27 protein-coding genes are annotated in these 26,452 nt (G+C 71.1%); 12 read left to right on the forward strand and 15 right to left on the reverse strand.

Features of this window, described 5'->3' with window-relative positions; all coding sequences use genetic code 11:
- The first annotated feature begins 8 nt into the window (after positions 1-8).
- Both FPZ12_RS27885 and FPZ12_RS27890 read left to right on the forward strand, forming a co-directional pair.
- Entirely contained in the window at positions 9-842 is an 834-nt protein-coding gene (locus FPZ12_RS27885; protein ID WP_144748726.1) for a mycofactocin-coupled SDR family oxidoreductase, read from the forward strand.
- Between the two features lie 30 nt (positions 843-872).
- Positions 873-2,210, forward strand: coding sequence for a cytochrome P450 (locus FPZ12_RS27890; protein ID WP_144748725.1), 1,338 nt, complete (start codon positions 873-875; stop codon positions 2,208-2,210).
- Between the two features lie 49 nt (positions 2,211-2,259).
- On the opposite strand, the gene FPZ12_RS27895 is transcribed toward FPZ12_RS27890, so the two are convergent.
- Positions 2,260-2,934, reverse strand: coding sequence for a TetR/AcrR family transcriptional regulator (locus FPZ12_RS27895; protein ID WP_144748724.1), 675 nt, complete (start codon positions 2,932-2,934; stop codon positions 2,260-2,262).
- 47 nt (positions 2,935-2,981) lie between these two features.
- Positions 2,982-3,569 (reverse strand): TetR/AcrR family transcriptional regulator, encoded by a 588-nt coding sequence (locus FPZ12_RS27900; protein WP_243770063.1) that lies wholly within the window; start codon positions 3,567-3,569, stop codon positions 2,982-2,984.
- A gap of 40 nt (positions 3,570-3,609) precedes the next feature.
- Here FPZ12_RS27900 and FPZ12_RS27905 point away from each other — a divergent pair, with 40 nt between their 5' ends.
- Both FPZ12_RS27905 and FPZ12_RS27910 read left to right on the forward strand, forming a co-directional pair.
- Complete coding sequence (locus tag FPZ12_RS27905; RefSeq protein ID WP_144748723.1) at positions 3,610-4,437, forward strand: methyltransferase; 828 nt, start codon at positions 3,610-3,612, stop codon at positions 4,435-4,437.
- Between the two features lie 9 nt (positions 4,438-4,446).
- Positions 4,447-5,679, forward strand: coding sequence for an amidohydrolase (locus tag FPZ12_RS27910; protein WP_144748722.1), 1,233 nt, complete (start codon positions 4,447-4,449; stop codon positions 5,677-5,679).
- 83 nt (positions 5,680-5,762) lie between these two features.
- Here the strand turns inward: FPZ12_RS27910 and FPZ12_RS27915 are convergent, their stop codons facing one another.
- Positions 5,763-6,557 carry a helix-turn-helix transcriptional regulator gene (locus tag FPZ12_RS27915; RefSeq protein WP_144748721.1) on the reverse strand — a complete coding sequence of 265 codons (795 nt, stop codon included), beginning with the start codon at positions 6,555-6,557 and terminating at the stop codon, positions 5,763-5,765.
- A 66-nt stretch (positions 6,558-6,623) separates the two neighbouring features.
- On the opposite strand from FPZ12_RS27915, the gene FPZ12_RS27920 reads away from it, so the two are divergent.
- Complete coding sequence (locus FPZ12_RS27920; protein WP_144748720.1) at positions 6,624-7,358, forward strand: SDR family oxidoreductase; 735 nt, start codon at positions 6,624-6,626, stop codon at positions 7,356-7,358.
- Between the two features lies 1 nt (position 7,359).
- Here the strand turns inward: FPZ12_RS27920 and FPZ12_RS27925 are convergent, their stop codons facing one another.
- Entirely contained in the window at positions 7,360-7,788 is a 429-nt protein-coding gene (locus FPZ12_RS27925; RefSeq protein ID WP_208026037.1) for a MerR family transcriptional regulator, read from the reverse strand.
- 78 nt (positions 7,789-7,866) lie between these two features.
- On the opposite strand from FPZ12_RS27925, the gene FPZ12_RS27930 reads away from it, so the two are divergent.
- Positions 7,867-8,697 carry an SDR family oxidoreductase gene (locus tag FPZ12_RS27930; RefSeq protein ID WP_144748719.1) on the forward strand — a complete coding sequence of 277 codons (831 nt, stop codon included), beginning with the start codon at positions 7,867-7,869 and terminating at the stop codon, positions 8,695-8,697.
- Here the strand turns inward: FPZ12_RS27930 and FPZ12_RS27935 are convergent.
- Genes FPZ12_RS27935 through FPZ12_RS27970 form a run of 8 tightly spaced genes read right to left on the reverse strand, consistent with a single transcriptional unit; the run spans position 8,694 to position 15,314 of the window.
- Entirely contained in the window at positions 8,694-9,458 is a 765-nt protein-coding gene (locus tag FPZ12_RS27935) for a class I SAM-dependent methyltransferase (RefSeq protein ID WP_144748718.1), read from the reverse strand. The two genes, FPZ12_RS27930 and FPZ12_RS27935, sit on opposite strands and share 4 nt — an antisense overlap.
- Before the next feature lie 60 nt (positions 9,459-9,518).
- The gene (locus tag FPZ12_RS27940; protein WP_144748717.1) at positions 9,519-10,181 is read right to left on the reverse strand and encodes a TetR/AcrR family transcriptional regulator; all 663 of its coding nucleotides are present in this window, start codon (positions 10,179-10,181) and stop codon (positions 9,519-9,521) included.
- A 13-nt stretch (positions 10,182-10,194) separates the two neighbouring features.
- A complete protein-coding gene (locus tag FPZ12_RS27945) occupies positions 10,195-11,388 on the reverse strand; it encodes a thiolase C-terminal domain-containing protein (protein ID WP_144748716.1) in 1,194 nt (397 codons plus the stop codon).
- A gap of 1 nt (position 11,389) precedes the next feature.
- On the reverse strand, positions 11,390-12,151 hold the full coding sequence (locus tag FPZ12_RS27950) for an enoyl-CoA hydratase-related protein (protein ID WP_144748715.1): 762 nt from the start codon (positions 12,149-12,151) through the stop codon (positions 11,390-11,392).
- Positions 12,148-13,314: a thiolase domain-containing protein gene (locus FPZ12_RS27955; RefSeq protein WP_144748714.1), complete on the reverse strand. Its 1,167-nt coding sequence runs from the start codon at positions 13,312-13,314 to the stop codon at positions 12,148-12,150. Before FPZ12_RS27955 ends, FPZ12_RS27950 begins: the two co-directional genes overlap by 4 nt.
- A complete protein-coding gene (locus FPZ12_RS27960) occupies positions 13,311-14,375 on the reverse strand; it encodes a lipid-transfer protein (RefSeq protein WP_144748713.1) in 1,065 nt (354 codons plus the stop codon). Before FPZ12_RS27960 ends, FPZ12_RS27955 begins: the two co-directional genes overlap by 4 nt.
- A complete protein-coding gene (locus tag FPZ12_RS27965) occupies positions 14,368-14,868 on the reverse strand; it encodes a Zn-ribbon domain-containing OB-fold protein (RefSeq protein WP_144748712.1) in 501 nt (166 codons plus the stop codon). Before FPZ12_RS27965 ends, FPZ12_RS27960 begins: the two co-directional genes overlap by 8 nt.
- On the reverse strand, positions 14,868-15,314 hold the full coding sequence (locus FPZ12_RS27970) for a PhlB family protein (RefSeq protein WP_144748711.1): 447 nt from the start codon (positions 15,312-15,314) through the stop codon (positions 14,868-14,870). The genes FPZ12_RS27965 and FPZ12_RS27970 overlap by 1 nt, the downstream gene beginning before the upstream one ends.
- A gap of 135 nt (positions 15,315-15,449) precedes the next feature.
- On the opposite strand from FPZ12_RS27970, the gene fadD8 reads away from it, so the two are divergent.
- Complete coding sequence (gene fadD8 / locus FPZ12_RS27975) at positions 15,450-17,096, forward strand: fatty-acid--CoA ligase FadD8 (RefSeq protein WP_243770064.1); 1,647 nt, start codon at positions 15,450-15,452, stop codon at positions 17,094-17,096.
- A gap of 54 nt (positions 17,097-17,150) precedes the next feature.
- Here fadD8 and FPZ12_RS27980 read toward each other — a convergent pair whose 3' ends face one another.
- Positions 17,151-18,695: a succinic semialdehyde dehydrogenase gene (locus FPZ12_RS27980; RefSeq protein WP_144748709.1), complete on the reverse strand. Its 1,545-nt coding sequence runs from the start codon at positions 18,693-18,695 to the stop codon at positions 17,151-17,153.
- Between the two features lie 673 nt (positions 18,696-19,368).
- On the opposite strand from FPZ12_RS27980, the gene FPZ12_RS27990 reads away from it, so the two are divergent.
- Positions 19,369-20,421: an LLM class flavin-dependent oxidoreductase gene (locus FPZ12_RS27990; RefSeq protein WP_144748708.1), complete on the forward strand. Its 1,053-nt coding sequence runs from the start codon at positions 19,369-19,371 to the stop codon at positions 20,419-20,421.
- A complete protein-coding gene (locus FPZ12_RS27995) occupies positions 20,405-21,757 on the forward strand; it encodes an NtaA/DmoA family FMN-dependent monooxygenase (RefSeq protein WP_144748707.1) in 1,353 nt (450 codons plus the stop codon). The genes FPZ12_RS27990 and FPZ12_RS27995 overlap by 17 nt, the downstream gene beginning before the upstream one ends.
- Here FPZ12_RS27995 and FPZ12_RS28000 read toward each other — a convergent pair.
- Positions 21,751-22,872, reverse strand: coding sequence for an iron-containing alcohol dehydrogenase family protein (locus tag FPZ12_RS28000; protein WP_150980529.1), 1,122 nt, complete (start codon positions 22,870-22,872; stop codon positions 21,751-21,753). The two genes, FPZ12_RS27995 and FPZ12_RS28000, sit on opposite strands and share 7 nt — an antisense overlap.
- Positions 22,873-23,019: 147 nt before the next feature.
- Complete coding sequence (locus tag FPZ12_RS28005; RefSeq protein ID WP_144762544.1) at positions 23,020-24,129, reverse strand: mandelate racemase/muconate lactonizing enzyme family protein; 1,110 nt, start codon at positions 24,127-24,129, stop codon at positions 23,020-23,022.
- Between the two features lie 88 nt (positions 24,130-24,217).
- Here FPZ12_RS28005 and FPZ12_RS28010 point away from each other — a divergent pair, with 88 nt between their 5' ends.
- From FPZ12_RS28010 to FPZ12_RS28020, 3 genes are all read left to right on the forward strand, one after another.
- On the forward strand, positions 24,218-24,970 hold the full coding sequence (locus tag FPZ12_RS28010; RefSeq protein ID WP_144762546.1) for an IclR family transcriptional regulator: 753 nt from the start codon (positions 24,218-24,220) through the stop codon (positions 24,968-24,970).
- A 159-nt stretch (positions 24,971-25,129) separates the two neighbouring features.
- Positions 25,130-25,648: a hypothetical protein gene (locus FPZ12_RS28015; protein WP_243770065.1), complete on the forward strand. Its 519-nt coding sequence runs from the start codon at positions 25,130-25,132 to the stop codon at positions 25,646-25,648.
- A gap of 7 nt (positions 25,649-25,655) precedes the next feature.
- A partial coding sequence (locus FPZ12_RS28020) for a WXG100 family type VII secretion target (protein WP_243770066.1) occupies positions 25,656-26,452 on the forward strand: 797 nt, incomplete at its 3' end.

Below are 26,452 nucleotides of genomic sequence, written 5' to 3' on the forward strand. Positions count from 1 at the left end.
AGAGTGCGATGGCACGCGTGGCGCACAAGGTCGCCCTGGTCACCGGGGCCGCCAAGGGGATGGGGCGGTCGCATTGCGTCCGGCTCGCGGAGGAGGGCGCCGACATCGTGGCCCTGGACCACTGCACGCAGGAGGAAGGCGTGCAGTACCCGATGGGCACCCCGGAGGACCTCGCGGAGACGGCCGCGCTCGTGGAGAAACAGGGCCGGCGCGTCGTCACCGTGCGCGCCGACATCCGCGATCTCGGCGCGCTCGAAAAGGCCGTCGGCGACGCGAAGGAGACGCTCGGCTCCCTCGATATCGTCGTCGCGAACGCCGGGATCTCTACGCTCGGCGCGGCCTGGGAGCTGACGCCGCAACAGTGGCAGGCAGTGCTCGACACGAACCTGACCGGCACCTGGAACACCGTCAAGGCCACCGTGCCCGCGATGATCGCGCAGGGCGGCGGCGGTTCGGTCGTGCTGGTCAGCTCGGTGGCCGGGATCAAGGGCTTCGGCGGGATGGGGCACTACTCCGCGTCGAAGGCCGGGATCATCGGGCTGATGCAGACGCTGGCCCAGGAGCTGGGCCCGCACGCGATCCGGGTCAACACGGTCAACCCGGGGCTGATCAACACCGACATGTCCATGAACAAGGCGCTGATCTCGCAGTTCCTCCCGGACAACCCGAATCCGTCCACCGAGGACATCGCCGGGGCTTATGCGGGGCTGACGATCCTGCCCAACCCCTGGCTGGAGCCCGTCGACGTCAGCAACGCCGTGCTGTGGCTGGCTTCCGACGAGGCCCGCTACATCACCGGCATCTCGGTTCCCGTCGACGGCGGACAGCTCGTCCGCGCCTGAGACCGATCCTTCGACGAAGCAGGAGGCACAGTGACGACCACCCCCGAGACGGCGCGGCCGAAGTACGCGCCGGTCTTCGAATTCGACAGCGAGGCGCTGCGCTGCCCGTTCGCGCACTTCGACGCGGCCCGCGAAGAGGCGCCCATCTCGTGGTACGCCGACGCGAACTTCTGGGTCGTGAGCAGCTACGAGCTGGCGACCCAGGTGCTGAACAACAACACCGATTTCTCCGCCGAGCAGTGCATCGGTGAGAAGGCCGACGCGGTGTGGACCCGCATGATCGAGCTGGCCCGCGAGAATCCCGAGACGCGCCACCGCATCGAGGGTTACGGCGCGGGCGCGCGGCGCGTGCTGCTGTTCTCGGATCCGCCTGTCCACACGCGACACCGCCGGATCATCAACCGCGCGCTGACGCCGACGGCTGTGCGGCGCAGTGCCGACAACATGCGGCGGATCGCCCGCGGCCTGCTCGACGACGTGGCCGCGAAGGCGGGCGAGGTCGAGTTCGTCGGCACCTTCGCCGAGCCTTACCCGATGGCGGTGATCTCCGCGGTGCTCGGGCTGCCGGACGAGGACCGGCAGAAGCTGCGCGGCTGGGTCACCGACCTCAACTCGATGATCGCCACCGAGGACATGTCCGACGACAACATCCGTGAGCTGTCGAAGACGCGCTTCGACTTCGACGACTACTTCAACGCCGCGGCCGAGGACCGGGTCCGCAACCCCACCGACGACCTCACGTCGATGGTGGTGCACGAGAACGAAAAGAGCCCGGAGCGGATGAGCCGGGACGATCTCATGATGGTGTACCAGCTGCTCGTCGTCGGTGGCGCGGACACCTCCGACGCGGCTATGTCGCGAATGCTCGAAGACCTCGCGACGAACCCGGAGACCTACCAGCGGCTGCGGCGGGAGCCGGAGAAGATCCCGAACTACATCGAAGGAATGCTGCGCGTGGCCGGCCCGGCGCTCGGAATCTTCCGGCGCGCCAAGGCGGACATCGAGGTCGGCGGCGAGCAGATCAAGGCGGGCGACTTCGTCTGGCTTTCCTTCGCCGGAGCCAACTACGACAAGTCCGCCTACGGCCTCAACGCGGACAAAGTCGACCTCGACGAGGACCAGACCACCCGGCACATGACCTTCGGCTGGGGCCCGCACCTGTGCATCGGCGCGCCGCTGGCGCGGCAGGAGATGAAGGTGGCCCTGGAGGAGCTGACCGACCGCTTCTCGGCGATCGAACTGGCCCCGGGCAAGGAGTACCCGCCGCCCTACCGGCCGAGCTTCCTGTTCCACGGCCCGGCGACGCTCTGGCTGAAGTTCACCGAAGACCCGGACCACGCGGCGAAACCCATCCGCAGCGGCCCCTGACAGGACAAGGGAAAGCGGGGTCCCGTGCGGGGCCCCGCTTTCGCCGGGTTCAGCCGCGGTGTTCCGGGACCCGCACGCCGATCGCGTTGGCCCACAACAGGGACAACTGCTCGGCGGCCTTCTCCAGCTCGAACTCCGCGCCGCGCGCGGACCAGCGGTAGACGAAGTTGCTGACCATCCCGGTGAGCGCGTTCGCCGCGTACACCGGGTCCACGGCCGGATCCGCCACGCCGGTCTCCTGCCAGTGCCGGACGGCGTCCTCGATGCGTTGGGCGAACCGGTCGCTCGCCTCCCGCCGCAGGTCCTCGACCTCGCCGTTGAGCGTGGCGACCTGTTCCCAGACGATCATGACGGCGTGGTTTTCGCGGTACGCCCGGAGATACGCGAGGTTCGCGCGCCGGATCGACTCGTAGGGTTCGTGCGGCTGCCCGGCCGTTTCCTCGTCCCGCGCACTGGCTTCGGTCGGGTTGCGCAGTTCGTCCTCCAGCTCATGCAGCAGCGCGACGAAGATCTCCTCCTTGGAGGAGAAGTAGGTGTAGAACGACCCATGCGCGACCTTCGCGGTGTCCGCGATGTCGGTGATCCTGGCCTCGGCGAACCCGTCCCGCGCGAAGACCACCTTCGCCGCGTCGAGCAGCGCCTGCCGGCTCCGGCGCCCGCGCGCTGTCACGGGCAACGGCCGGGGTTCGGTGTCCGCGCCGGTCCCGCTGCTGGCCCCAGTCATCTTCGGCTCCTCGCACGGCCTCCACAGACCTGTAGTCGACGTCGACTTCAGGATAGCGGACGGTCCTCATTGGTGCCGCTGGTGATGTGGTCGAACAGTCCGGGCCGGATCCTGGTGCGCACGCCCTCGGCCCACGGCTCGTCCAGCTCCTCGACGCCGAGCGCGGCGCCGTTGTTCAGCAGCATCCCGAAGGCGAGGAACGCCTTCACCGTCACCGGGTCGAGGCCGGATTTCGCGGCCACCGTTTCCCACATGCGGGCGAACCGTTCGCGCACCAGATCACGGACTTCGCGGTCCCCGCAGGCCGCGAAGCCTTGCAGTTGCAGCAAAAGCGTGGTGCGGTCGGCCAGCGATTCGGAGTATCGCGCGCCCATCCGCGTCAGCGCGGCGATCCCGTCCTCCTCCCCGGCGGCGCGCGCCATGCCCTCGCTGAAGGTGTCGAACGCCGCGCCGACCAGCTCCAGGAACAACGCCTTCTTGGTGCCGAACATGCGGAACACATACGCCTGCGTGATGCCCGCTTCGCGCGCGATCGCCTCGACCGACGCGCCGTGCAGGCCGTGGTCCGCGAACTCCGCCGCGGCGATCCCCAGCACCTGGGACCGGCGTTCCGGTCCGCTCATCCGCCCAGCCATGCGCTCAGGTTACTGGTTACCAACCACTAAGCTCGGGCCCATGGGCGAGGACATCTGGGCCGATGTGGCCGACCAGTTCGCCGACGGTGCTTACGCCACGGTCAAGGGCCGGGTGCGCACGTACGTGCTGCACCAGCAGCTCCTGGAGCACCTGCCGCCGCCTCCGGCCCCGGTGCTCGACGTCGGGGGCGGCGCGGGGCACCAGTCGTTCCCGCTCGCCCGCGCCGGGTACGAGGTCACGCTGCTCGACCCCTCCCCCGCGATGCTGGACAAAGCCCGGCGCCTCCTCCGGCAGCTGCCGGAGGAGGCGCAACGGCGTGTGACCCTGGTGGAGGCCGACGGCGCGAACGCGGAAGAAACGGTGGGCGGTAAGCGTTTCGCGGCCGTGCTGTGCCACGGCGTACTCGGCTATTACGAAGATCCGACGCCTTTGCTCGACCAGCTGTGCCGGTGCGTCGCACCCGGTGGCGTGGTCTCGATCATGGCGGGCAACGCCGAGGCCTCGGTCGTGCGCCCGGCCATGGAGCGCCGCTGGGAGGACGCGCTGGCCTCGTTCGACGCCACGAGCGAGATCGGCGTGCTGGGCCTGCCGACGTACGCCACGACCGTGGAGGAATTGGGCGAGCTGGTCCGTGCGCGGGGCGTGGAACCGGTGCGCTGGTACGGGGTGTGGCTTTTCGTGGACTGGCTGGAATTCGGTGGCGCCGACCTCGACCCGGCCGACACGCGGCAGGTGGCGGCCGTGGAACTGGAAGCCAGCAAGCGCGATCCGTACCGGCGGCTTTCCCGCGTATTCCACCTCGTGGGGCGGCGGAGCGAGTCCATTGTGGACCGCGATGGAGTGGCCGCGCCCGGGGTGTCGGCTTAGGGTCGGGGCATGTCCGTCCACACCGTGCTGGCCGGCCTCGGCGCCGTCCGCGAAGACCTGGAGTCGTTGTACCGGGATCTGCACCGCCACCCGGAACTCGGCTTGCGCGAGCACCGCACGGCGGGCAAGGCCGCGCAGGCCCTGCGCGAGTACGGGTACGAGGTCACCGAAGGCATCGGCGGCACGGGCGTCGTCGGCGTTCTGGCCAACGGCGAAGGCCCCGTGGTGATGGCCCGCGCGGATATGGACGCCCTGCCGGTCGAGGAGCAGACCGGCCTGCCATACGCGTCCACGGTCACCGACGGGGACACGCCCGTGATGCACGCCTGCGGGCACGACATGCACGTGACGGCACTCGTCGGGTGCGCGCGGCTCCTCGCGCGGGCGCGGGACTCCTGGCGGGGTACGTTCGTGGCCCTGTTCCAGCCGTCCGAGGAGAACGGCGACGGCGCGGACGCGATGGTCGCCGACGGCCTGACGGTGAAGGCCCCCAAGCCGGATGTCGTGCTGGCGCAGCACGTCCTCCCCTACCCCGCCGGATATGTGGGCACCCGCGCCGGATCGTTCCTGTCCGCCGCGGACAGCCTGCGCGTGACGGTCCACGGCCGCGGCGCGCACGGTTCGAAACCCGAGGCGGCGATCGACCCGGTGGTGATGGCCGCGATGATCGTGGTGCGCCTGCAGACCGTCGTCTCCCGCGAGCTGGCGGCCACCACGCCCGCCGTGCTCACCGTCGGCAGCATCCGCGCGGGCACGGGGCCGAACATCATCCCGGACAACGCCGTCATCCAGCTCAACGTGCGCACCTACGACGACGCCACCCGCGCCCACGTCCTGGACGCGATCGAGCGCATCGTGCGGGCGGAGTGCGCCGCGTCGAGGTCGCCGAAGCCGCCGGTGATCGAGAAGATCGCCGCCTTCCCGCCCACGATCAACGACGAGGAACCCACCCACCGCGTTTCGGCGGCCTTCGCGCAGCAGTTCGGTGAGGCGCACACCATCGACCTGCAGACGGCCAGTGAGGACATGAGCGAGATCCCGAAGGCGTTCGGCGTGCCGTTCACCTACTGGGGATTCGGCGGCACCGATCCGGCCGCCTACGCCGAGGCCGAGTGCAAAGGCACTGTGGCGCAAGACATCCCGGTCAACCACAACCCCGCCTTCGCGCCCGTCATCCAGCCGACGCTGGACACCGGCGTCACCGCGATGACGGTCGCCGCGCTCGCCTGGATCGGCGCCTGAGCTTCCCGTTCGCCCTTCGCGACCGGACATCACGACGAAGGGACCGGCCATGACCGGCTTCCTGAACAACTTCGGGAAATAGCCTAGGTTTTCGCCAGCGCCGCGAGCGCCCGCGCGGAGGGCGAACCGGGGTCGGCGGTGATCATCACGACCTCCTGGTCGTCCTCGGGGACGAGCAGCACGTCGCAGTTCAGCCGCAGCCTGCCCACCGGGTGCTCGAGGGTCTTGGTGCGGTGCCCGGGCGCATGAACGGGCCGGGTTTCCCAGATCTGCCGGAACTCCTCGCTCCCGTTGAGTTCCCTCAGCAACGCGGCCAGCGCCGGGTCACGCGGGTAGCGGTCCGCGGCCCGGCGCAGCCGCGCCACGGCGATGTGCCCGAACTCCTCCGCGCTGGAACTCTCCGGCACGCCCGGCCCGCCGAGGAACCGGCGGCGGGCCAGGTTCGCGTCCGGGCCGAGGCCGTCGCCGAGGAGGCGTTCCGCCAGCGGATTCCACGCCACCACGCCATAAGCGGCATCGGTGACGATCGCGGCGGTTTCCGGCATCCGGTGCAGCATGTCCACGACGTGCGGGCGCACCCGCCGCCGGGCCTGCGCACCGGGCGGCACCGGCGTGCCCGCGAGGCGGAACAGGTGGCTGCGCTCGGCCTGGTTCAGGCGCAAGGCCCGCACCAGGCCGTCGAGCACCCGGGGCGACGGCCGTGGCCCGCGGGCCTGTTCGAGCCGGGTGTAGTAGTCGACCGACATGTGCGCCACGTCCGCGACCTCTTCGCGGCGCAGGCCCGGTGTCCGGGAGACGCGGGCGGGCAGGCCGAGATCGTGCGGCCGCAGCCCCGCGCGGCGCTCCCGGAGGAAACGCGCCAGTTCCTCACGTGCCAAGATTCCTCCCTGCCTGGTATCGGTTGTCCCTGGAACGGCGGCCTTCGCGGGACGACCGTATCCCCCATGCACGATCGCACAGCGCTGGTCACCGGCGCCAACAAGGGAATCGGCCGGCACATCGCCGCCCAGCTCGCCGCGGAAGGCTTCACCGTCCTCGTCGGATCGCGGGACCGGGAACGCGGGGAACTCGCCGCGAAGGAGATCGGGGGCAACGCCCGCCTGCTCGTCCTCGACGTGACCGACCCGGCCGGGATCGCCGAGGCGGCGTCGGCCGTGGAAAGCCTGGACGTCCTGGTCAACAACGCGGGCATCAACATTTCGCTGGCGCCGGCCCCCGAAACCGCGCCGGAGGACCTCCGGCGGATGTTCGAAACCAACGTGTTCGGGCTCGCCGCCGTCACGAACGCCTTCCTGCCCGCGCTGCTGCGTTCGCCGCATCCGCGCATCGTCAACGTCTCCAGCGGGACCGCGTCGCTGGAGTGGAGCGCGAACCCGGAGGGCCGGTTCGTCGTCAGCCCCGACGGCGCGGCGGGCTACCGGGCTTCGAAGGCGGCGGTGAACTCACTGACCGTGTTGTACGCGCAAACCTTGGCGGACAAGGGAGTCAAGGTGAACGCCCTCGCGCCCGGCGCCCGCGCGACGGAACTGACCGCGTGGAACCCGGAGTCCGCCGCGCGGATGGCCCAGGCCGGAGACCCGGCCGAAGCCGCACGCGGCGCCGTCCACCTGGCCCTGCTGCCCGACGACGGCCCGACCGGCGGCTTCTTCTCCTGGGACGGCACCGTCGTGCCGTGGTGATTCAGCTGTCGCACTCCGGGCCGTCGCGCCAGAGGTTGTCGGCGGTGCCCGCGTCGAGGCGGCGGGCGTAGAGCTCGACCTTGCCGTGGATGACCTCCAGGGCGTCCTGCAGCTCGTCGATCCGCTCCCGCACCTTGTCCTCGTGACGGCGCAGGATCTCGAACCGCTCGGGCACCGTCCCGGCACCGGCCAGGACCAGCTGCGCGTACCGGCGGATCTCCGGCAGCGGCATGCCCGTGGACCGGAGCTTCTGGCACACCTTCAGCCACTGCACCTCGTCCCGCGTGAACACGCGCCTGCCCGCCGCGTTCCGGCGGACGGGCACCGGGAACAGGCCCTCTTGCTCATAGAACCGCAGGGTGTGCGTGGTCAGCCCGGTCTCCGCGCTGACCTCGCCGATGCTCAGGGTGGTTTCGCCGGCGGCTGTCACCTCCGCGAGTCTAGCGAGGTTGACTTCGAGACGACTCGAACTCCTAGCGTCGGAACCGGCTTCGACGAAGGGAAGACAGTGACCACCACCTGGTTCATCACCGGCACCTCCTCCGGTTTCGGGCGCCTGCTCACCGAGCGCCTGCTCGCTCGCGGCGACCGGGTCGCCGCGACCCTGCGGCGGCCCGGGGCGCTCAAGGACCTCCGCGCCCAGTACGGCGAAAGCCTGTGGGTGGAGCAGCTCGACGTGACCGACGGCGCGCGGGTGCGCCATGTCGTGGACGAGGCTTTCGCGGCGTTCGGCACGATCGACGTGATCGTGAACAACGCGGGCCACGGCGTGTTCGCCTCGGTCGAGGAAGCGGCCGACGAGCAGATCCGGCGGGTCATCGACACCAACCTGCTCGGCTCGATCCACGTCGTCCGCGCCGCGCTGCCGTGGCTGCGCGCCCAGGGGCACGGGCGGTTCCTCCAGGTTTCGACCGCCGGGGGCCAGACCACCTACCCGAACTTCGGCTACTACCACGCCTCGAAATGGGGCGTCGAGGGCTATTGCGAGACCGTCGCCAGTGAGATCGCGCCGTTCGGCCTTGGCATGACCATCGTCGAGCCGGGGGCGACGCCGACCGGGTTCGGCAGCTCGCTCGACACGGCGCCGGCGATGCCGGAATACGAGGACACCCCGGCCGGCGAGGTGCGGCGGGCCCTGGCGACCGGCGATTTCCCGCTCGCCAACGACCCGGCGAAGATCGCCGGGGCGATGATCGACCTCGTGGATTCCGGTGAGGTCCCGCTGCGGCTCCCGCTGGGCACGGACACCTACCGCGACGTCCGCGCGTCCCTCGTAGCCCGCCTCGCCGAGCACGACGCGCATCGGGAGGTGGCGCTTTCCGTGACACGACAGCCCTAAACCGCCTTCGTGGCCGTGATCAGGTGGCTCGGGAACCACGGCCCGCCCCACCACACGCGCCAGCCGAGGTTGCGGCGGGTCACCCCGGTCAGGCCGAGGGCCCGCAGCCGCGCGGCGTACGCCCGGGTGTGCCCGAGATCGGCGAGAAGGATGCGGCCACCGGGGCGCAGTACGCGCACGGCCTCGTCGATCGCGCGGGCGCGCCCGGCGGCGCCGGGGATGTGGTGCAGCACGAAACTGCTGACGACGACGTCGTAACTCGCGTCCTCGAAGGGCAGGCGCGTGATGTCGCCGCTGTGCAGGGAAACCCGCGCTGCGACGCCTTCCAGCTCGGCGTTGCGGCGCGTGGCCTCCGGCGCGTTGCCCGTCTGGTCCGGCCGCCACAGGTCGATGCCGACCGCACGCCCCTCGGTCAGCAGCTCGGCCGCCGCGAGCAGCACCGCGCCACGGCCGCAGCCGAGGTCGAGCAGGTCCTCGTCCCCGCGCAGTCCCGACTCGGCGAGCACGCGCGCCCACACCTGGAACTTCCCCGTGCGCGTGGTGTAGGAGAACGACACCGCCGTCAGCGCGAGCCACAGCACGATCACGCCGCCCACGACGGCGGGCACGGCCCGGCCGGTGACGACGTCGAAAACCGTGAACCCCGCCATCACGGCGAACACCGCGGCGACGGCGACGGCCTGCCAAAACGGTGGTACCAGGCGGAAATCGCCGTCGAACCCGTACTCGCCCCGGCGCCGCGACAGGTCGGTTTCGCTCATCGGCTCCTCCGCATCCCCATCCGGAAGAATGTTCCAGCGGGGACCGGGCGGGACAACCGCCTAACGGGGCACGGGGTCGCTGAGCACCGTGGTCACCAAATCCTCCAGCTCCGCCACGATCTCCTCGCGGGACAGCGCCCCCGCGCTCAGTTCCTGAAGGTGCGCGACGCCTTCGAGGTCGCCGAGCACGGTGAACGTGACGCGCATGGCCTGCGCCAGCCGGAAGCGCGCCTTCCCCGGACTCCAGTCCGGGTGCAGTTCCGCGGTCAGTTCGGTGAAGCGCCGGGCCTGCTGCACGAACCCGTCGAACACAGTGGACAGCGCGGGATGCCCGGTGGCCATGATCCCGCTGATGAACCGCACCCAGCTCGCCCCGCTCGACAGCGCCATCTCCGCCACCGGCAGGACGAACGCCCGCGCCAGGCCCTCCGCGGTCAGGGCGCCGGGCCGCTCCAGCTCGTCCAGCAGCACGGCGCGCCGCGCGAACACCTCGTCGCCACGTTCGGCGATCAGGGCCTTGACGAGCGACTCCTTCGAGCCGAAGTGGTAGTGCACCGAAGCGATGTTCGTGCCCGCCCCGGCCATGATCGCGCGCAGCGACACGGCGTCGATGCCCCGCTCGGCGAACAGGCGTTCCGCGGCCAGCAGCAACCGCCGGCGGGTGGGCAGCTCCAGCTCGCCGGCGGTGACTACGAGCAGCCCGTCGGTATCCGGAGTCGCCATGGTTCCCATGTAATCACGGCGCGCCGTAGACCGTGACGACGCACGCGCCGCCCAGGCCCAGGTTGTGCGCCAGTGCCAGTTGCGCGCCCGCCACCTGACGCTCGCCCGCCTCGCCGCGCAGCTGCCACGTCAGTTCCGCGCACTGCGCCAGCCCCGTCGCGCCGAGCGGGTGTCCTTTCGAGATCAGGCCGCCGGACGGGTTCACCACCCACTTCCCGCCGTAGGTGGTGGCACCGTCGTCGATCAGCGCGCCGCTCTCCCCCGGCGCGCACAGGCCGAGCGCTTCGCAGGTGATGAGTTCGTTGACCGAGAAGCAGTCGTGCAGCTCGATCACGTCGATGTCGCCGATCCCCGCACCCGCCTGCCGCAGCGCGCGTTGCCCCGCGACCTCGGTCATCGGCCCGCCGACGACGTCGATCATCGAGCCGCCGGAGAAAGCGCTCTCGCCATCGGTGACGATCGACTGCCCCAGCAACTTGACCGCCCGCGCCTCGAGCCCGTGGGCGCGCACGAAGTCCGGGCTCGCGACCACCGCGGCCGCGGCGCCGTCCGACATCGGCGAGCACTGGGACCTCGTCAGCGGGCCGAAAACCGGTTTGTCCCCGAGGACCTGTTCGAGCGTGTAAGGGTTCTGGAACTGGGCGTACGGGTTCCGCGTCGAGTGCTCGTGGTTCTTCACCCCGACCCCGGCGAGCTGCTCGGCCGTCGTGCCGTAGCGGCTCATGTGCTCCTCGGCGGCCAGCCCGAAGAACCGTGTCGTGAGCGGCGCCTGCCCCTGTTTTCCCCGCTCCGGCATGGCTTTCAGGTGGTGGTCGATCGTCGTGATCACCGGCGGCTCGCCCGAACCCGCCATCGCCTGCCGGGTCATCTGCTCGAACCCGACGGCCAGCACCACCTCGGCCAGCCCCGCCGCCACCCACTCCTGCGCGAGGTTCAGCGCGGTGGACCCGGTGGCGCAGTTGTTGTTCACGTTCACCACCGGGATCCCGGTCAGGCCGACGTCGTAGAGCACGCGCTGCCCGGCCGCCGAAGGCTGGAACACGTAGCCGACCGCGGCGCGTTCGACGTCGGCGTAGGAGATCCCGGCATCGCCCAGCGCGGCCCGGATCGCCTCCCCGGCCATCTCCGGGTATGTCCACTCCAGACTCTCGATGCGGCTGAACTTCGTCATGCCCACACCGAGCACGTACGGGGTTTTGCCGGTCATGTCAACGCCCTTCGAACCGAGGCTTGCGCTTTTCCTTGAAGGCGGCCACGCCTTCTTTCGCGTCGGCGGAGGCCACCACCGGGGTGACCAGCCGCCGTTCGATCCGGCGGGCCGTCTCCTCGTCGAGCCAGCCGCTGGCGATCACCGCGGCCTTCGCGGCGCGGACCGCGAGCGGCCCGTTCGCGGCGACGCGTTCGGCGATCTTCCTTGCCCTGTCGAGACTTTCCCCGTTTTCGACCACGTGCCCGACGAGCCCGAAGTCGTAGGCCTCCCGCGCGCTCAGCGGATCGCCGGTGAGGATCATCTCCATCGCCTTGGTGTAAGGGATCTGGCGTTTGAGCCGCACGGTCGAACCGGCGCCGGCGATGAGGCCGACCTTCGCCTCGGGCAGCCCGAACGTCGCGCGCCGCTCGGCGATCCGGATGTCGGTCTGCTGCAGCATTTCGCAGCCACCGCCGAGACACGGCCCGTTGACCGCGGCGATCAGCGGCTTCGCGAGCGTGTGCTCCAGCAGGAGCCCCTTGCCCACGTCGACCCGCGAGCCGTCGCGCATCATCCAGCCCTCGGACAGGTCCCCGCCCGAGCAGTAGTACTCCCCCGCGCCGGTCAGCACGGCGACGCGGATCCGGTCGTCGCCGTCGATCTCGTCCCACGCCTGCGCGAACTGCCCGACCATCTCCAGCGACAGCGCGTTACGCCGCTGCGGCCGGTTCATCGTCAGCACCGCGACGTGCCCGTCGCGTTCGAACTCCAGGTCACTCATGGCCGCTCCGTCCCGACGATCCACATCGCGTGGAACTGCGACGCGCCGCCCATCGCGTGCCCGACGACCCGCCGCGCCCCGTCCACCTGATGCTCCCCGGCGAGCCCGCGAACCTGTTGCGCCGCTTCGAGAAACCGCACGAGACCGGTCGCGCCGGTCGGGTTCCCGGACAGCACCCCGCCGGAGGCGTTGACCGGGAAATCGCCGTCCGCGGACGTGCGGCCCTCGTCGGTCATCCGCCAGCCATGGCCGGTCTCGGCGAGCCCGATGTTCTCCAGCCAGATCGGCTCGTACCAGCTGAACGGCACGTACAACTCGGCCGCGTCGAGCTCCCGCACCGGGTCCGTGATCCCGGCCTGCGCATACGCCTCGGCCGCGCAGTCCGCGCCGGCCCGCGGGTTCACCTCGTCGCGGCCCGCGAAATGCCCGGTCTCGGTGCGCCAGGCGGAGCCGTGGATCCACGCCGGGGGCCTGCCGGTCGCGGCGGAAATCCGGCGCGCCTCTTCCTCTCCGGTCACCACGATCGCCGCGGAGCCGTCGGAGGTCGGGCAGGATTCCAGGAACCGCACGGGATCCCATAGCATCGGCGACGCGCGCACCTTCTCCACCGAGATGTCCGGCATGTGCAGATGCGCGTACGGGTTGCGCAGCGCGTTGAGCCGGTGGTTGACCGCGACCTGCCAGCCGATGTGCTCGGGCGCGCCGGAACGGCGGATGTAGTCGCGGATCACCGGCGCGAAATGCCCGCCCGCCCCGGCGCCGAGCGAGACGTTGAAGGGCAGCGGCCGCGACAGCGCCCAGGTGAAGTTCCCCTCCGACTCCTTGCTGTACGCGACGACCAGAACCCGTTTCGCCAGGCCGCTTTCCACCAGATGCGCGCCGTAGATCGCGGCGTGCCCGCCCACGCTGCCGCCGGTGAACACCCGCGTCACCGGCAGGTTCCGGGCGCCGATGGCGTCGGCGAGGTACAGCTCGGGCTGCATCACGCCGTCGAAGAGATCGGGCGTCTTGGACAGCACGATCGCGTCGATGCCGTCGAAGCCGAGCTGCGCGTCCGCCATCGCTTCGGCGACCGCCTCCCGCACCAGCCCGGCGATCGTCACCTTCCGCTGCTTCGCCTGTTTGCCCTGGCCGACACCGACCACAGCCACTCGTTCGCTCATGCGGCCTCCATCAGACACACCAGGTTCTGCTGCAACGCCGGGCCCGAGGTCGCGTGCGCGAGCGCGCGGCCGCCGTCGCGGATACGGGCCGCGGCCTCGCCGATCCGGATCAGCCCGGTCGCGGTCGTGGGGTTGCCCGCCAGTGGCCCGCCCGACGGGTTCAGCGCCGTCGAGGCCCCGAAGCCGAAAGTCTTGGCCAGCAAGGGTTCCACGTAGCTGTACTCGGTGTGCAGCTCGGCCACGTCGACGTCCGCGGTCCCGAACCCGGCCATCCCCGAGGCGCGCTCCGCCGCGAGTTTCGTGGCCCCGGCGCGGGTCAGGTCCCGCGAGCCCGGGTAATGCGTGTCCATCCGGTGGTCCACCGCCCGGACCCACACCGGACGGTCGGTCAGTTCCCGGGCCCGGTCGCCGGCGGCGAGCACGACCACGGCCGCGGCGTCGCCGACCGGCGAGATGTCCAGCTCCCGCAAGGGCGACGCGACGTAAGGCGCCGTGAGCAGGTCACCGGCCGCGTGCCGGCCGGAACGCTGGGCGTACTGGTTTCCTTGTGCCGCGGCCAAACTGCGCGCGACGGTGGCGGCCATCGCCTCCTCGCTGACGAGTCCTTCGTCGAGCAGCGCCCGCGCCTGCAGGCCGGCGAGCGCGTGCCTCGGCGGGCTGAGCGGGGTCAGGTAGTAGGGATCCAGCATCGCGGGCATGACCTGGTCGAGGTCGGCGGCGAGCGAGCCGCGCCCGATGCCGTAGACCAGCGCCACGTCGCCGTGGCCCACCTGCAGCCAGGTCCATGCCTCGTGGAACGCCCACGCCGCGTCCATCTCCACGTGCGACTCCGAGATCGGCGGCCACGCGCCGACGGTGTCGAGCGATTCGATGTAGGAGAACGTGCGGCCCTCGTAGAAGTCGTGGCTGCCCGAACAGAAGAAGTCGACGTCCCCGCGTTCCAGGCCCGCGCCCGCCACCGCCTCGGCGATCACCGGGGCGAGGATGTCCGCCATGTCGTCACGGCGGTTCGCGGCCAGGCACCGGGACTGGGCGAAGGAAACGACCGCGATCTCACGCATCGGCACTGTCCTCCTCGGGCAGGGGAACCCGCAGCGCCGGATCGCGCGGGCGGAAGTAACGGACGCTCGCGAGCGACGGTTCGAGCGCGTCGTCGGCCACCCAGACCGGCTCGACCTCCTGGCCCAGCGCGACGTCGGCGGGGTCGATCTCCATGATCCGGTGCATCAGGCGCGTGCCGGTGCCGTGCAGGTTGATGTGCGCGACGACGTAGGGCGGTTTGTAGAGCTGGCCGGGGAAGGGGAAGTTCACGACGCAGAACGTGTCGATCTCACCGGTGCCGGGCAGCTCGAACGGCTCGTCCAGCGGCGCGAGGCAGCGCGCGCACTGCTCGGGCGCGGGGAAGTACACCATCCGGCAACGCGGGCAGCGCCGCGCCAGGAAAGCCTTGCGCGCCATGCCGTGCAGATACACCGAGCGCCCGACGCCCGCGACGTAGGTGTACTCCATCTTGAGCGGCGCCTCGATGGTCTCGACCGGTTCCGGGAGCGTCATCACGCCTCCTCGGGTTCGAAGCATTCGATGTCGGTGATCGCGCCGACGCGTTCGGCGCGCCAGCGCACCCGCACCCGCATCCCGGCGTGCATCGCGCTTTCTTCGGCGTCGACGGTGTGGAACAGCGCATTGCCCGTGCCGTCGATGTTGATCAACGCCCAAACGGAGCCGCGCGCGAAGGTCCAGGCGCGCACCGTGCCCCGCGGTTCCAGCGGCACGAGTTCGCCCGTTTCGGCCGCGGTGTCCGGGTCGAACTCCAGCACCGGGCACAGCACCGAGCCGTCCACGGCGCGGACCCCGAACAGCCGCGCCTCGCGCAGCCCGCCGAGGAAGGTGCCGACCTTGGGGCCGGCGGTGCGGTGGAACGGGAATTCGATGCTGTAGGGCGCGGCCAGGCTCTGGTTCGTAGAACCGGTATCACCTACCGCGGCGCCGGATGACGGCATGGGTGCCCACCTCCGATTTCTATCACGCGATAGAATCGCCAGTACACAACCAGTTGTCAAGGGAGGGCGGACACGAGCGCGCCGGATCGGCCCGCGCCGTTGCCCCGATGTAGAACAGGTTCTACTATGGCGGGCGTGGCTGCGACCGACGAACGTTCCCTGCCCCCGACCGACGGTGTGAAGCCGGGCCCCGAGACGCTGCGGCTCGGCGTGCACAACGGCCATCTGATGGTCACCGGACTGAACCGGCACCGCGACCGGCCCGTGCTCCACCTCGGCGACGTCTCGCTGACCGGCGGTGAAATGACCGCCAGGATCAGCCAGTACGTCCAGGCCTTCGAGCACCTCGGCGCCGGCACCGGCTCTGCCGGGGCGCTGCTCGCGCTGAACCGGCCCGAGGTGCTGTACATCCTCGGCGCCGGGCAGACGCAGGGCTACCGGCGCACGAGCCTGCACCCGCTGGGCAGCGCCGAGGACCACGCCTACGTGATCAACGACGCCGGGATCACCACGCTGGTGGCCGATCTCGGTTTCGTCGACCGCGCGCTGGCGCTGATCGACCTGTGCCCCGGGCTGGAAAAGGTGCTCACGATCGGCCCGGTGCCCGAAAAGCTCGCGAACAGCCGGGTGGCCGCGCACGATCTCGTCGCCACCGCCGCGACGTTCGAGCCGCGGGAGCTCACGGCGAAGATCCTCCCGCCGGACCACATCGTGTCGATCACCTACACCGGCGGCACCACCGGCAAGCCCAAGGGCGTGATCGGCACCGCGGGCCAGATGAACACGATGGCGCAGATCCAGCTCGCCGAATGGGAGTGGCCCGAGCATCCGCGCTTCCTGTTGTGCACCCCGCTTTCGCACGCCGGGGCGGCGTTCTTCGTGCCGACGATCATCAAGGGCGGCACCCTGTACGTCACCGCGAAGTTCGACCCGGCCGAGGTGCTGCGCACGATCGAGGAGCAGCGGATCACCGCCACCATGCTGGTGCCCTCGATGCTCTACGCGCTGATGGACCACCCTGACTCGCGCACCCGCGACCTGTCCAGCCTGGAGACGGTGTACTACGGCGCGTCGGCGATCAACCCGGTGCGGCTGCGCGAGGCGATCGACCGGTTCGGGCCGATCTTCGCCCAGTACTACGGCCAGTCCGAGGCCCCGATGGCGATCACCTATCTGTCCAAAAAGGACCACGTCGAGGGCGGCGACACCCGGCTCACCTCGTGCGGGCGCCCCTCGGCGTTCATCCGCGCGGCGCTGCTCGACGATGACGACAGCCCGGTGCCCACGGGCGAGCCGGGCGAGATCTGCGTCAGCGGCCCGCTGCTCGCCGGCGGTTACTGGAACCTGCCGGAGCCGACCGCGGAGACCTTCCGCAACGGCTGGCTGCGCACCGGCGACGTGGCGCGCGCGGACGAGGACGGGTTCTGGTACATCGTCGACCGCACCAAGGACATGATCGTCACCGGCGGGTTCAACGTGTTCCCTCGCGAGGTCGAGGACGTCGTCGCCGAGCACCCCGCCGTCGCGCAGGTCGGCGTGATCGGCACCCCCGACCCGAAGTGGGGCGAGGCGGTGACGGCCGTGGTCGTGCCGCGCGAGGGCCACGAGCTGACCGACGACGTGATCGCGGAGATCCAGCGGATGGTCAAGGACCGCAAGGGTTCCGTGCAGTCGCCGAAGCAGGTGCTGGCGGTGGACGCGCTGCCGCTGACCGGGCTCGGCAAGGTGGACAAGAAGGCGCTGCGGAAGCAGTACTGGACCGGCGACCGCGCGGTCGGCTGACGCGCCGCGGTTCCGGCTCCTGCTTCGGCTTCGGCTTCGGCTTCGGCTTCGGCTTCAGCGGAGCCGGAACCGGCGCATCATGGCCAGCATCCGGACGGTGCGCGTGACGTGCCCGGCGTACGGCTTTCCCACCGGCGCGTTGAGCACCTGGCGTTTGAGCGTGGCGACGTTGGTCGCCTCGGTGAACTTCAGCAGGCCCTGGTCTCCGTTGCGCACGCCCATTCCCGACGCCTTCAGCCCGCCCGAGGGCGCGTCCTTCCCGGCGTAGGCGAGCACGGCGCAGTCGTTCACGTTGACGTGTCCCGCTTCCAGCCGGGCGGCCACCGCGCGGGCGCGGGACAGGTTCTGGCCCCAGACGCTCGCGCTCAGCCCGTAGTCGGTCGCGTTGGCGCCGGCGACCGCCTCGTCCACGGTGTCGAACGGTGTCAGTGAGACGACCGGGCCGAAGGTTTCCTCGGTTTCCCGTGTGGGGTCGACGTTTTCCAGGACCGTCGGGGCGTAGAAGGTGGGGCCGAGCTCCGGCAGGGCTCGCCCGCCGGTGAGCACTCGCGCGCCCGCTTCACGCGCTTGTTCGACGTGCCGGGTCACCCGGGCCAGCTGGTCCGGGTTCGCGAGCGCGCCGACGTCGCGGTCGTAACCGTAGCCGGGGCCGACGTCCAGTCGGGACACTCGCCCGACGAAGGCGTCGCGGAACTTCTCGTAGTTCGAGCGGTGCACGAAAATGCGTTCGATGTGCAGGCAGAGCTGACCGGTGTTGGCGAAGACGCCGGAGACCGCGTTGTCGAGCGCGCTGCCGAGGTCGGCGTCGTCCAGGACGATCATCGGGTTCTTGCCGCCCAGTTCGAGACAGCATTCGACGAGCCGCTCCCCCGCCCGCGCGGCGACGGCCCGGCCGGTGGGCACGGATCCGGTGAACATCACGAAATCCGCGCGGTCCACGACGGCCGGTCCGGTGACTTTCCCGTTTCCCCACACGATTTGCACGAGCCCGTCGGGCAATCCGGCCCGGCGCAGCAACTGGAGTCCGTAGGCGGGGCTCAGCGGGGTGCGGTCGTCCGGCTTGAGCACGATGCCGTTGCCCGCCATGAGCGCCGGGATCGCGTCGCAGAACCCGATCGCGAAGGGGAAGTTCCACGGCGCGATCACCCCGACGACGCCACGGGGTTTCCGCAGCTCCACGGACGTGCTCGCGCCCGGGACGGCGCCGGGGTGCCGGACCGGCCGCAGGAGCCGGGGCGCCCGCTTGAGGTAATGGCTCGTCACCATCGGGATGTCGCAGATCTCCTCGAAGGCGGTGCGCCGCGCTTTGCCGGTCTCCAGCTGGATCAGCTCCGCGATCGTCTCGTGGTTCTCCAGGACGAGGCGGTGGAAGCGCTTGAACACCGCGAGCCGCCGCCGGACCGGCCAGGCGGTCCATTCCCGCTGCGCCGCGCGGGCGCGTTCGAAGGCGAGCTCGACGTGTTTTTCGCTCGCTGTGGGGAAAAACGCGGGGGTGTCGCCGGTGAAGACCTCGGTGACCGGTGCGGTATCGGCGAAATCGCCGGTGAGCACGGCCGCCAGCGCGGAAAGGTCCTGTCTCGCCGAGGTTCCGAGGGCCATGCCGCCGACTCTATCAGCCGTTTCTATCAGTTGATAGAGTCCGTTCCCACCCACTTATGTTGGCCGCCCCGGTACACGAATTGGCCGCCCCCGTACGCGAGTTGGCCGCCGCTGCGCAGGAGTTGGCCGCCGCCGCGCGCGAGTTGGCCGCCGCTGGGCGCGAGCTGGCCACCCCCGCGCGCGAGTTGGCCGCCGCTGGGCGCGAGTTGGCCCTTCCCGTGCACGAATTGGCTGCCCCTGCGCACATGTTGGCCACCCCTGTACACACGGGTTCGCCGCCCCGGTACGCGAGTTGGCCACACCCGCGCACATGTTGGCCGCCGCTGCGCGTGTGTCGCCCCTCCCGCGCGCGTGTTTAGCCGCTACAGCGCGCGAGTCGGCCCTTCCCGTGCACGAATTGGCTGCCCCTGCGCACATGTTGGCCACCCCCGTACGCGAGTTGGCGACTCCCGCCCGCGCGCCCCGGCCTCCGGCCCGGCCCGCCCTTCGCCAACGGCCAACACACCCGGGCGAACGGCCAACACGCCGGCGTGGAGGGCCAACACGCGCGCGGGAGGGGCAAACACGGCACCGCCCCCCTCTCGCTCCCACAGTGTGAACACCGCCGAAGGAAGGCGCGGAACTCGTTACCGTCGAACGGAGTCGGGCAGGACGGGGATTGGGGCGGACAGGTATGTTTCTCGCGCTCGAAGTGGACGGGGCCGGCGCGCATCCGGCCGCCTGGCGGTTTTCCGGGAAGCCGCCGGCCGTCGTACTCAACCCGGCGCACCTGCGCGACGTGGTGCGCGCGGCCGAAGCCGGCGGCTTCACGTTCGTCACCTTCGCTGATTCACCGCTTCCGCCCAGCGCGGGCAACGACATCGCGGGCAGGCTGGAGGCGGGTGGCCGCGCGGCGTACGTCAGCACGCTCACCGAGCAAATCGGCCTCGCGCCGACGATCCACACCACCACGACCGAGCCGTTCCACGTCGCCGCCCAGCTCGCGAGCCTCGACCACGCCAGCCACGGCCGGGCCGCCTGGCTGGTCGGCGCCGAGCGCGGGGCCGCGCTCGCGACAGTCGGCGCCACGACGGCGCCGGACGGCGAAGCCGCCGAAGTGGTCGAACTGGTGCGGCAGCTGTGGGATTCGTGGGAGGACGACGCCGTCATCAAGGACGTGACCACCGGCCGCTACCTCGACCCGGACAAGGTGCACCACGTGGACTTCCAGGGCGGCACGTTCTCGGTGAAGGGCCCGCTGATCACCCCGCGCCCACCGCAGGGACAGCCCGTCGTCCTCGCTCCGGACACCCTCGACGTGGGCGCCGACGTCGTGCTGGTGGAAGGCGAAACACCGGCGGACATCACGAAACGGGCGCTCGCCGCCAGGAAAACGGGCGAGCCACTGGTGTTCGCCGAACTCGACGTGGTGCTCGACGCCGCCGAGTCCGCCACCGAACGTCTCGCGAGGCTCGACCAGGCGGCCCCGTGGCCGGTGAACCGCTTGCGCCACACCGGATCCGCCCACGAACTCGCCCAGCTGCTGAACCGGCTCGGCGAAGTGGTCGACGGCGTCCGCCTGCACCCGGCCGCGCTCTCGGTCGACCTGCCGCTGCTCAACGACTGGGTGCTGCCCGCGATCCCGATCACCGCCCCGCGCGAAACGCTGCGCGAAACACTCGGCTTTCCCCGTCCCGCCAACCGGTTCGCCACCACGAGAAGGGGCGTCCATGCCCGAGCCGTCTGACGAGCACGCCCGGATCCACCTCGGCGTCTTCTACACCGGCGTCGGCCCGCACTACCTGTGGGCCGATCCGTCGAACGCCGAGCACACCGAGATCGAGACCTACGTGGCCGCCGCGCGCACGCTCGAGCGCGGCCTGTTCGACGCCTTCTTCCTCGGCGAAGGCTTACGGGTGCGGGAAAACCGCGGCCGGATCCACTCGCTCGACGTCGCCGGGCGGCCGGACGCGATCACCCAGCTGGCCGTGCTGGCCGGGGCGACCGAGCACATCGGGCTCGTCGCCACGCAGAACGCCACCTACAACTTCCCGGCCGACCTCGCCCGGCGTCTGTCCACTCTGGACATCCTGTCGAACGGCCGGGCCGGCTGGAACATCGTGACCACCGACAATGCCTGGACCGGCGAGAACTTCCGCCGTGGCGGCTGGCTCCCGCACGACCGCCGCTACGAGCGCGCCACCCAGTTCGTCGAAGCCGCGAAGGCGATCTGGGACTCCTGGGACGACAACGCGATCGCCACCGCCGAGGACGCTCCCGCCTGGGCGCGCGCCGGGTCGATCCGGGGAGTCGAGCGCCACACGGATCTCGTCGACCTGAGTGTGACGCCCACCCTCCCCCGCAGCCCGCAGGGCAGGCCGGTGCTGTTCCAGGCCGGTGACTCCCCCGGCGGCCGTGACCTCGCCGCCCGGCACGCCGACGTCGTGTTCTCCGCCAACACCGAGTACGGCAAAGCCCTTGCCTACGCCCAGGATCTGCGCGCCCGGCTGGCCACGTACGGCCGGAAGCCCGACGACGTGCGAATCCTGCCGGGCGCGTCCGTGATCCTGGGCGACACGGCCACCGAGGCACAGGAGCGCGCCGAGTGGGTGCGGCGCGAGCAGATCACGCCGCAGCGCGCGGTGGCCTTCCTCGAACAGTACTGGGGGCAGGACCTGTCGGCCTACGACCCGCACGGGCCGCTGCCCGACGTCGAGCCGGTGGACGGGGAGCTCGATCCCTCGCGCGGCACCATCTCCATCGAGCACCGCACGGGCAAGCTCGACCGGATCCGGCAATGGCGGGAACTGGCCGAGGAGAAGCAGCTGTCGATCCACGAGCTGGTGCTGGAAGTCCAGCCGCGCGAACGGGTCTTCACCGGCACCCCGGCGCAGATCGCGGACGAATGGGCCCATTACGTGCGGACCCGGGCCGTGGACGGGTTCAACATCAGCCCGCACCTCGTTCCGTCCTCTTTGGACGACATCGTGGACAAGCTGGTGCCCGAGCTCCAGGACCGCGGCGTGTACCGCACCGCCTACGAGGGCACGACGCTGCGGGAGCACCTGGACCTGCCTCAGTAGACGGATTCCAGCAGCTCCAGCGTTTCCGCCTCGCTCGGCAGCCTCGGGGTGTTCCTGGTGACGGCGTCGGCGAGTGCACCGGCCGCGATGGACCGCAGCTGCGCGGCCTCGACGCCCAAATCGCGCAGGCGCGCCTTGATGCCCAGCGATTCGGTGATCCCCCGCACGGTGTCGATCGCGGCCTCCGGGCGCGGCGCGACGCGCAGTGACCTCGCCACGGATTCGTAGGCAGCGGCCGAAGCCCCGGCGTTGAACGTCATCACCTCGGCCAGCACGGCGGCGAGCGCGACGCCGTGCGGGATCCCGGCGTGCGCGGTCAGCGCGTGCCCGATCCCGTGGACGAGGCCGAGCCCCGACAGCGTCAGCGCGTGCCCGGCAAGATGCGCGCCGAGCAGCATCCGGCCGCGCGCGTCCAGGTCCCCGCCGTCGCGATGGACCTCGGGCAGCGCGGCGCCGATCATCGTGACGGCCTGGGTGGCGTAGGCGGCGGACATCGCGTTGGCGCCACGGGACGAGAGGGACTCGATGCCGTGCACCAGCGCGTCCAGCCCGCTCGCCGCGGTGGTCCCGGCGGGCAGGCCCAGGGTCAGTTCCGGGTCCAGCACGGCGATCCGCGGCCGCACCGAGGAGTGTCCTATGTAGACCTTCCGGCGCGCGCGGACGTCCTCGGCCACCCCGAACCCGTTCGTCTCGGCGCCGGTGCCCGCCGTGGTCGGGACGGCGATGATCGGGAGCCCGGCGGACGCGTCCCACAGTGAGTCCGCGTCCGCCGCTCGCGCGCCCGGGTTTCCGGCGAGCAGGGAAATCCCCTTGGCGGCGTCGAGTGCCGAACCGCCGCCGAGCGCGATCACCGCGCAGGAACCGAAGGCGCGCAAGGCGGCCGCGCCGCGGTCGAGTTCGGTGGTGGGTGGGTTGGGGCCGATGTCGTCGAACACGGCGTGCTCGATCCCGGCGAGGATGCGCCCGGCGCGCCCGACGATCCCGGTCGCCCGCAACCCGCGGTCGGTGACGACGAAGGCGCGGGAATGGCCCAGCGAAGCCACGAAGGAGGGCAGCTCGGCCACCACCCCCGGGCCGAACTCGGTCCGCCCGCTCAGCTCCACGGTGAGCCGCATGGTTGTCTCCTCACGTCCGGCATCCGGTCCCGCGCGAGCCACACAGCTGGCCACCACGCCCGCCGCGAGCCACACAGCTGGCCACCACGCCCGCCGCGAGCCGCACGGCTGGCCACCGCCCCACGTCCGGCATCCCACCTCCCCCGCTCAGATCCGCAGGCGGCGCATCGCCTCCGCGTCGAGGGCGATGCCGAGGCCCGGGCGCCGCGGCACCTCGATCTCCCCGGCCGCGTTGACCACGACCGGTTCCGCGAGCATGAAGTCGCGGCGCTGTGGCGTCCAGCCCGGCGGGTCGTATGGGTACTCGAAGAACGGGCCCGCGCCGACCCCGGCCGCCACGTGCAGGTTGGCCAGCACGCCGATGCCGTTCGTCCAGCTGTGCGGGGTGAACGCGCGATGCCGCAGCCGGGCCAGCTCCGCCAGCGTGCGGGCGCGGTGCATGCCGACCGAGAGCACCACGTCCATCTGGTACACGTCGAACACGTCGTTTTCCAGGCAGCGCAGCAACTCCGGCACCGAATGCTGCATCTCCCCCGCCGCGATCCTGAGCCCGGGGTTGTCCGCCCGCAGCGTCTGGAAGCCCGCGGAGTCCTCGTACGGCAACGGCTCCTCGACCCAGAACACGTCCAGCTCGGCCAGCCTGCGCACGAGACGGCGAGTGGCGGCCAGGTCGGTCGCGTCCGCGGTGTCGCCCGCCATCCGCCAGGACTGGTTGAGGTCCACCATGATCGTGAACTCCGGCCCGAGCGCCTCCCGGACCGCGGCGACCGTGCCGACGCCCTCGTCGATCCGGGCCCGGTCGATGCGGATCTTCATCGCGCCGAACCCGGCTTCCCGCGCCTGCCAGGCCGTCTCGACCCGTTCGGCCGGCGGCTTCAGTTCCGCCGTCGAGGCGTAGGCGGGCACCGCGCGGGCGGCGTTGCCGAACAGGGCGGCCACCGGCAGGCCCGCGACCTGCCCGAAGATGTCCCACAGCGCGGCCTCCAGCGGCCAGAACCGCCCGCCGTGGAAGTTCGCGGTCTCGATCGCGCGGACGTGCCGGGCGATGTCGAGCGGGTCCTGGCCGAGGAACAGCTCCTCGATCCCGGCGAACCCGGTCATGGTGTCGCCGGAGCCGGTCCCGGTGATCCCTTCGTCGGTGCGCACGCGGACCACGGTCGCGTCGAAATGCCCGCGCGGGCGCGGATCCCAGGCCGCGCGCAGCGGCGGGTCCAGCTCGAGGCGCAGGTGGTCGAGGGTGATTTCGTCGATCTTCATCGTGCTCCGACCGTAAGAAGGCGGCGGGTGCGGCGGCAAGGAATCGCAACCGGAGTTGCGCTCCGGGCAACCGCGTTAGGCTTCGGAGATGACAGGGGCACACGGCCTGCGGCGCGATCTGGCCCTGCTGGATGCCCTCGCGTCGCCGGAGGCCCAGCAGGCGGGTGGCCTCGGCGTGGTTCGCATCGCGCGGCTCGCCGGGCGGGAGAAGAGCCAGGTTTCCCGTGCCCTGCGGTCACTCGCCGAGGAGGGCCTCGTCGAACGGGACCCCGACACGCTCCGCTACCGGCTCGGCTGGCGGCTGTTTTCGCTGGCCGCGCGGACGATGGAGGACAGGCTGGTGCGCGCAGCCGAGCCGGTGATGCACCAGCTGTCCGCCGATCTCGAAGAGACCAGCCACCTCTGCGTGCTGCGCGAGCAGGGAGTGCTGACGATCCTCTCGGTGTCCGGGCATTCGTTCCGCGTCCACGGCTGGGAAGGGCGCGGCGTGTCCGCTCAGCGCACGTCGGCGGGCCGGGTGCTGCTCTCGGACAGCACGCCCGACGAGCTGTACGTCCGGTTTCCGTCCGACGCCGACGAGCTGCCCGCGCTGTGGGCGAAGATCCAGGAGGCGCGGCGCGCGGGATTCGCCGCAGTGGACGAGGAGTTCGAGCCGGGCCTGGCGGGGGTGTCGGCCCCGGTCCGCGACTTCCGCGGACGCGTGGTGGCGGCGCTCAACATCTCCGCTCCCGCGGCCCGCATCCGGCACCGGCTGACCGACGCGGGCCGCGCGACGGCGCGGGCCGCCAGGGCGGTGTCGGAGCAGCTCGGCTGGGACGCCACCCCGCCGCGCCCCGCGTGACCGTCCACAAAGGCCGGTCGCGACCGCCGTCCCGGTGAAACCCGGTCTCCGGGGAACCGCCGGTACCCCGCGCTCGTCGGAGTGGGCGAAAAACCGGGGCGGGACTTTTCCGGGGAAACGGCACCATCCGGGCGGCGCGTTTTGCCATACTGGCCGGACGTGCTGGTCACCGGTGATCTGCGGCGAGGGGGCTACTCGATGGACGAGCACCGGCTCAGGGACAAGGCGGACGCCCAGAAGCTGCTGCGTCAGGAGAAACAGCACCAACAGCACAGCTCGCAGGTGCGGGAAGCCGGTGACGTCGCGAAGCCGACCGGCGCCGGCAGCGCGGAGCTGGTCGGCGAGGACGACGGCCGGATCGAGCTGGACCCGGCCGAGATCACGGCCGCGGACGCCGAACTGGGCCGCCGCTACGACGAGCTGAACGAGCTGCTCACCCAGGCCAAGGAGCTGGAGAGCCCGCTGCGCGACGGGAACAGCCCGGTGGCCGCCCACCTGCGCAAGGCGTTCGGCATGCGCGGTTCGGCCGACACCGGGGTGCAGGCCACGCTGCGTGACTACCTCGACGAGCTGGACGCGCTGCGCCAGGCGATCCGGAACGCGGGCGCGGGCCACGCGGAGAACGAGGCCGACATCCAGGCCACGCTCGCGGGCCTGCACGACGATGGGGAGGCGTGAACCGCGGATGGCGGAACTGAAGTACAACCCGCATCGCAAGCACCGGTACTACTCGCAGGACCATCCGGCCACGGCCAAGCAACGCAGGCTGATCCGCCGCCGGGACAAGATCCGCACGGCCAACAAGCGCGACGCCTCCTTCGGCAAGATCAACTGGCAGGCGTACGACCACAAGCAGCTCTACGATATGGTCTACAACGCCGACCCCGGCGCGCTCGGCGGCGCCGCGCACCGGTGGGCCGAGCTGGCTTCGAAAGCGGATTCGGCCACCGCCGAGGTGCACAAGACGGTGCAGAAGCTGTTGCTGTCCTGGCGGGGCGGCTCGGCGGTGCAGGCCGCGGGGTCGGCCTCGAAGCTCACCAGCTGGGCGGCCGACGCGAGTTCGACGATGCGCGAAGTCGGCGACGGGCTCGACACGTACACGGGCGCGATAGTCGAGGCGCGCAACGCGATGCCGGAGCCGGTCTACTACTCGGCCGAGCGCCATTTCCGCGAGGGCTACGACGTGAAGGCCAGCGGGCCGGATGCCGCGATCATGGCCGACCAGCTGCTCGACGACCACCTGCCGAGCAAGCAGGAGGCCACCAAGGCCAAGGACGAAGCCGTCCGCGTGATGGAGCGCTACGAGACGGTCAGCAAAGGCGTGCACGACAAGCTGCCCACGTTCACCGACACGCCGCAGGTCGTTCCCGGCTCGTCCGGCGAGACCGGCGGGCAGGAGGGCGACGGCTCCGCGCAGGGCGGTGGCCAGGCGCAGGACGGCACCGTCGCCGCGTCGGCCACGGCTCCCGGCGGGGCGGGGAT

Origin of the sequence: Amycolatopsis acidicola (assembly GCF_007713735.2) — a bacterium.
Lineage (GTDB): Bacteria > Actinomycetota > Actinomycetes > Mycobacteriales > Pseudonocardiaceae > Amycolatopsis_E > Amycolatopsis_E acidicola.